The organism is Dorea sp. AM58-8, assembly GCF_003464045.1.
Taxonomy (GTDB): domain Bacteria; phylum Bacillota; class Clostridia; order Lachnospirales; family Lachnospiraceae; genus Claveliimonas; species Claveliimonas ammoniilytica.
In genome coordinates this window covers 1-4,923 of record NZ_QSDM01000043.1, presented here as the reverse complement: position 1 = coordinate 4,923, position 4,923 = coordinate 1, and the positions used below count along the sequence as shown (strand labels likewise).

Annotated in this window: 4 protein-coding genes and 1 pseudogene; 4 read left to right on the top strand and 1 reads right to left on the bottom strand. The window is 38.5% G+C overall.

Going from position 1 to position 4,923, the window contains the following annotated elements; translation table 11 throughout:
* Positions 1 to 1,994, top strand: a pseudogene (locus DXA18_RS15240) (ATP-binding protein); the annotation flags it as partial.
* A gap of 144 nt (positions 1,995 to 2,138) precedes the next feature.
* Here the strand turns inward: DXA18_RS15240 and DXA18_RS15235 are convergent.
* Positions 2,139 to 2,666 (bottom strand): helix-turn-helix domain-containing protein, encoded by a 528-nt coding sequence (locus DXA18_RS15235; protein WP_118384569.1) that lies wholly within the window; start codon positions 2,664 to 2,666, stop codon positions 2,139 to 2,141.
* A gap of 306 nt (positions 2,667 to 2,972) precedes the next feature.
* On the opposite strand from DXA18_RS15235, the gene DXA18_RS15230 reads away from it, so the two are divergent.
* From DXA18_RS15230 to DXA18_RS15220, 3 genes are all read left to right on the top strand, one after another.
* On the top strand, positions 2,973 to 3,188 hold the full coding sequence (locus DXA18_RS15230; protein WP_118384568.1) for a hypothetical protein: 216 nt from the start codon (positions 2,973 to 2,975) through the stop codon (positions 3,186 to 3,188).
* A gap of 39 nt (positions 3,189 to 3,227) precedes the next feature.
* Entirely contained in the window at positions 3,228 to 3,803 is a 576-nt protein-coding gene (locus tag DXA18_RS15225) for a DUF4230 domain-containing protein (RefSeq protein WP_118384567.1), read from the top strand.
* A 162-nt stretch (positions 3,804 to 3,965) separates the two neighbouring features.
* Positions 3,966 to 4,262: a hypothetical protein gene (locus DXA18_RS15220; RefSeq protein ID WP_243007165.1), complete on the top strand. Its 297-nt coding sequence runs from the start codon at positions 3,966 to 3,968 to the stop codon at positions 4,260 to 4,262.
* Positions 4,263 to 4,923: the final 661 nt, after the last annotated feature.

Sequence of the window (4,923 nt, the reverse complement as noted above, 5' to 3'; positions counted from 1 at the left end):
GAAACAGATAAAAAATTTTTTGAGGTTTGGCAGAAAAAATCTGAAAGTACACTTATATTCCTTCAGGAAAATGGAAAGGCAATAACGGCAGATGGAACAAAACTGCGGGTTGATATGCCAAGTAAGTTACTGCTGGATCTAAGGAATGGATATAACATAGGAAAACTAGTTTGCCTTGATTATGAACATACGAAAAAAGAAGGTTATTTAGTTGCAATTCCGTGTGAGGAGTATACGATTAATGGGGAAACTTATACAGCAATTGGAACCGTGTATAATCATTCAAGGCTGGATTCTATGTTAAAGCTTAAAGGATATGATGGGAATGCATATCTGTTCATGTTAGACAGTGATGGAAATGTTACCTATACTAATCAGGAAGAAGACAAATTTTTTAGAAATTATTCTTTACTGAAGCACTTACTAAAAGCGCAGGCCATTACAAAAAACGAGATGGCAATCCTTAACAAAAAGCTTGAAAAAAAAGAGCAGGGAGTAGAACTTTTGGGAAAGGAAAACCGCTACTATCTTGGGTACTGCCCGATAGAAAGTAACAACTCCATGTTAATCTGTATTGTGAAAAAAGGCGTTGTAGATAATGTACTGAGAGATTATCAGAAAACGATAGTATTTGCAACAATACTCATGACAGGTTTTGTACTTTTGCTTTTTGTTGGATTATTCTACAGCGTTTCCAATCTCAGTATTGCCAACAAAAAAGCTGAATATGAGAAAAGAAATAATGAACTTCAACTACAGGCAATGAAGGAGATGAAAACGGCCAACAAAAAGCTGAATAAAGCAAAGAACATTGCTACAGAAGCACTGCAGACAGCTGAAAATGCAAATAAGGCGAAAACGGAGTTTCTGTCCAATATGTCGCATGATATTCGTACGCCAATGAATGCAATTATTGGTATGACTTCTTTGATCAGACATGATGCGGACAACAAAGATAAAGTGATAGAGTATGCAGATAAAATAGATATTTCATCACAGCATCTATTAGGGATTATTAATGATGTTTTGGATATGAGCAAGATTGAGGCGGGAAAAACAGTTTTTAAGTATACAGATTTTTCTATTCTGGATTTTATTACGGAACTCAATACCATATTCCATTCACAGATAACCGAAAGAAAGCAGACTCTTACGGTTACAAAAGAAAATATCCGGCATGAGTGGGTGAATGGAGACCAGGTTCATTTGATGCAGATTTTCAGCAACCTGTTATCTAATGCGATGAAATACACGCAGGAAGGTGGAATGATTCAGTTCCTGATAGAAGAATGTGAAACGAATTCATCTGTCTACGCAAAGTATCGTTTCTTAGTCAGTGATAATGGCATGGGAATGTCAGCAGATTTCAAAGATACAATCTTTGATGCTTTTTCTCGTGCGGAAAGTTCTGTGACGAATAAGATACAGGGAACTGGCCTTGGAATGGCTATTACCAAAAATCTGGTTGAAGCTATGGGAGGAACGATTGATGTGGAGAGTGAACCGGGACAGGGAAGCTGTTTTGAGGTTCTCATAGACCTGAGAATTGCAGAGGACAAATCGGTCTCGCTGGCATCACAGTCAGAAAAAAAAGAGCCGGATGTCAATAGTCTGCAAGGAATGCGTTTTCTGTGTGCAGAGGATAATGAACTGAATGCGGAGATACTAAAAGAATTGTTAAGGATAGAGGGTGCAGAGTGCACAATCTGTGAGAATGGTGAAAAAGTTTTAGAGGCATTTGAACAGTCGGTTCCAGGTGACTATGATATGATTCTTATGGATGTGCAGATGCCGGTCATGAATGGTTATGAGGCAACGATGGCAATCCGCAAAAGTTCACATGAACTGGCAAAGACAATCCCGATTATTGCTATGACCGCCAATGCATTTTCAGAGGATATTCAGCGTTCTCTCGCGGCTGGAATGAATGCCCATATATCAAACCGGTTGATATGAAGATGCTGAAAAAAACGATAATTGATCTGATACTTTAAGATGTTAATATGCTCTTTTATTATGCCAAACGCCAAGGGTATAATAAAAGAGCTAGATGTATTAGTCAGAGAATTTATCACTGTAACGAATATGCATATCTTCCCAATCCATGAACAATACATAACTGCTTGGTTTACCTCGTTTTATCTGCTACTCTTTTTGAGTGTTTCTTTTGTTTCATTCAGTAATTCAATATTTAATCCGTTTTCGCTGGCGGTTTTGTCCACCCAGAGATTCAGGGAATCTATCGCCAGAGATACTTCGTCCAATTTCTGACTGATAAATGCAAAATCTTTGATTTCATCATCGGTAATCTTGCCGTCACGCGCAATCTGAATGAGACGCCCGGTAAGGGGATTGATTTCATTGAGACTGGCAATTGTCTCCAGGATAATGCTGGAGAGCTCTGATACCTCTATTTCTGGGACGTAGCGCTCACCAATAGCGCATTTGTGGGAACAGTAGTAGTTACAAAGATCCGGTCTTCTATAACAGTCCGCCATTTGGACAATGTCATATGGCGTTGGTTCCTGCAGTTCATATTCTATCTTTTCAATCTTTGAATCAGAGATGCCGTCCATTAGTTCAGCTGCCTTTTCTCGGGTAAGACCTTGAGCTTCCCGACAGATCTGATATATCGTTTTATTTTTGCGAGTTGATTGTTTTCCCATTGTGATACCTCATATCTCTCTGAATTGGAGAAATACAAGAGTATATTTCCACGTTTCAGAAGTAGATTATTATTCTTTATTGATTATAATAGAATCATACCAAAACAGCAAGAACAAGCGAAGTGGGGTGAACGGCTTGGATACAGCAAAGAGATTACAGCTGATAAGGGTAATAGAAAAAATAGAGAAAAATCCCGAATTCAGCGACAGACTCGGAGTGAAAAATAAATCAGAATTCAAGTCGAAAGAACCCGCGAACAAAAACTAATAAAGAGTCGAAGAGAGAGTCGACAGAAGGAGAAGAAAATGTTGTCATTATTATTTACCATATGTATGATTTGGATATTCGGAAAGTTATTTATCTTCGGAGTTAAAGCAGCCTGGGGAATATCGAAGCTATTACTAACGGTTGTATTTCTTCCATTGATCCTGATAGGAATGGTAATCGGTGGTCTGATGTCAATTGCATTTCCGATATTAATTATTGTTGGAATTGTAGCATTAGTAGCGCCGGGAAGGTAACAAAAGGTCTAACATATAAGGGTGAAAGAGGTAAAGAAAATGAAGAAAAAGATAAAAAGAATCGTGATTATTGTACTGATTATATTAGCCGGAATCGGAATATTCAGCGGAGTAAGTTATTATAGGAATTCAAAAGCAAAAGATACAACGCCGTTGGAAACAGTATTGGAAAAATCATCGGATCTTACAACACAAAAACTTGTAATCACGGATGTATTTGAATGTTCCAAAGGAAAGATCCCGATTCTTACAAAGAATAATTTTCTGGTAAGATACCAGACAACTGTTACAGCCGGATTTGATGTAAATAAAGCGGAAATTAAGGAAACAGATAATAAAATAACGGTAACGATTCCACACTGCACTATTGATGAAGATTCAATTAAGATCAAATCAGATGATCTGAAAATCTATGATACAGGTTTTGCAATCTTAAATGTGAATCAGGATGATCTGCTGGAGGTAGTCAGTGAGGCAGAAAGCAGAGCAAAGGAGCAGGCAAATTCTTCAGAGTACGGTCTTCTGGATGCCGCAGATGCAAATGCAACCAATATAGTCCGTGGTTTATTTGAAAATGTGGCTGATGGCAGAGAAGTTGTGGTGGAATTTAAGTAGATGAATTCAGGCAAAAGTAATTGTGTTAATGGAGGCATAACTTATGGCATACGATTTTGAAAAAGAAAAAAGGGAAGCAATGGAGCTGGTAACCACGCATTACATAGTCTGAGAGAAGCACAGACCAATCTGGACAGCGCACGGAACTGGGGATTGTGGGATATGTTTGGCGGTGGAACAATCACAAGTCTGATTAAAAGCTCTAGGATGGATCGTGCAAAGCAGAATATGGAACAGGCAAAATACGATCTTCGGTCATTCAGTAAAGAATTAAATGATGTGAGCATGGTGATTAATCTGGATATTGAGACAGGTGATTTTCTCTCATTTGCAGACTGGTTCTTTGATAATTTCTTTGTGGACTGGATGGTGCAGGACAGGATCAATAAAGCAAGGGATCAGGTAAGAGATGCTATCTGGAAAGTCGAAAATGTAATGCGGGAGCTGGAGAGATATTAGTATCAGACAGATAAAGAACTAGTCAGGATAGGAATACCGCACTATTTGGGAAATGCAAATGGACTATATATGTGCACAATAGAATATATATAATATAGTATGACAACAACATGTTTAATATATTTAGAGAGCACGCAAACCCTGATAAATCAAGGCTTGCGGGGGACAACTACCGCAGAATTTGGGAACGGTGACCGCAGTATATGGGAAGGGCTACCGCAGTTTATGGAGATGGTAACCGCAGTTTTCGGACATGGCTACAACGAAAATTGGGAAAGGTAGCCGCAGTTTATGGGTAGTAGTTGAAACATAACAGGTTGAATCATTTAATAATAATAAGGGATTACCCAAAAAGCGCGGTAACCAACAGTAGAGAAAGTTGGTTACCGCTTTTTTTGGACATGTCAGTCCCAATTATTCCCAAAAAGCGCGGTAGCTATACCCAAAAAGTGCGGCAGGATTGACAGAAATGGTCGGATAGTGTAGAATTCAAAACAGTATATAGATAGATTAATGAGGATACCAGAGAAGCGGTAGCCGTTTTTTAAAGTAAGGATACCCAAAAAGCGCGGTAACCATTTTTAAAGGCAAGGATACCCAAAAAGTGCGGTAGCCATTTTTAAAGGTAAGGATACCCAAAAAGTGCGGTAGCCGTTTTTAA

What these genes read in the sequence shown, in the direction of transcription:
- DXA18_RS15235 (WP_118384569.1), bottom strand. Translation starts at nt 2,666, where the DNA reads ATGGGAAAACAATCAACTCGCAAAAATAAAACGATATATCAGATCTGT.
- DXA18_RS15230 (WP_118384568.1), top strand. Translation starts at nt 2,973, where the DNA reads ATGTTGTCATTATTATTTACCATATGTATGATTTGGATATTCGGAAAG.
- DXA18_RS15225 (WP_118384567.1), top strand. Translation starts at nt 3,228, where the DNA reads ATGAAGAAAAAGATAAAAAGAATCGTGATTATTGTACTGATTATATTA.
- DXA18_RS15220 (WP_243007165.1), top strand. Translation starts at nt 3,966, where the DNA reads ATGTTTGGCGGTGGAACAATCACAAGTCTGATTAAAAGCTCTAGGATG.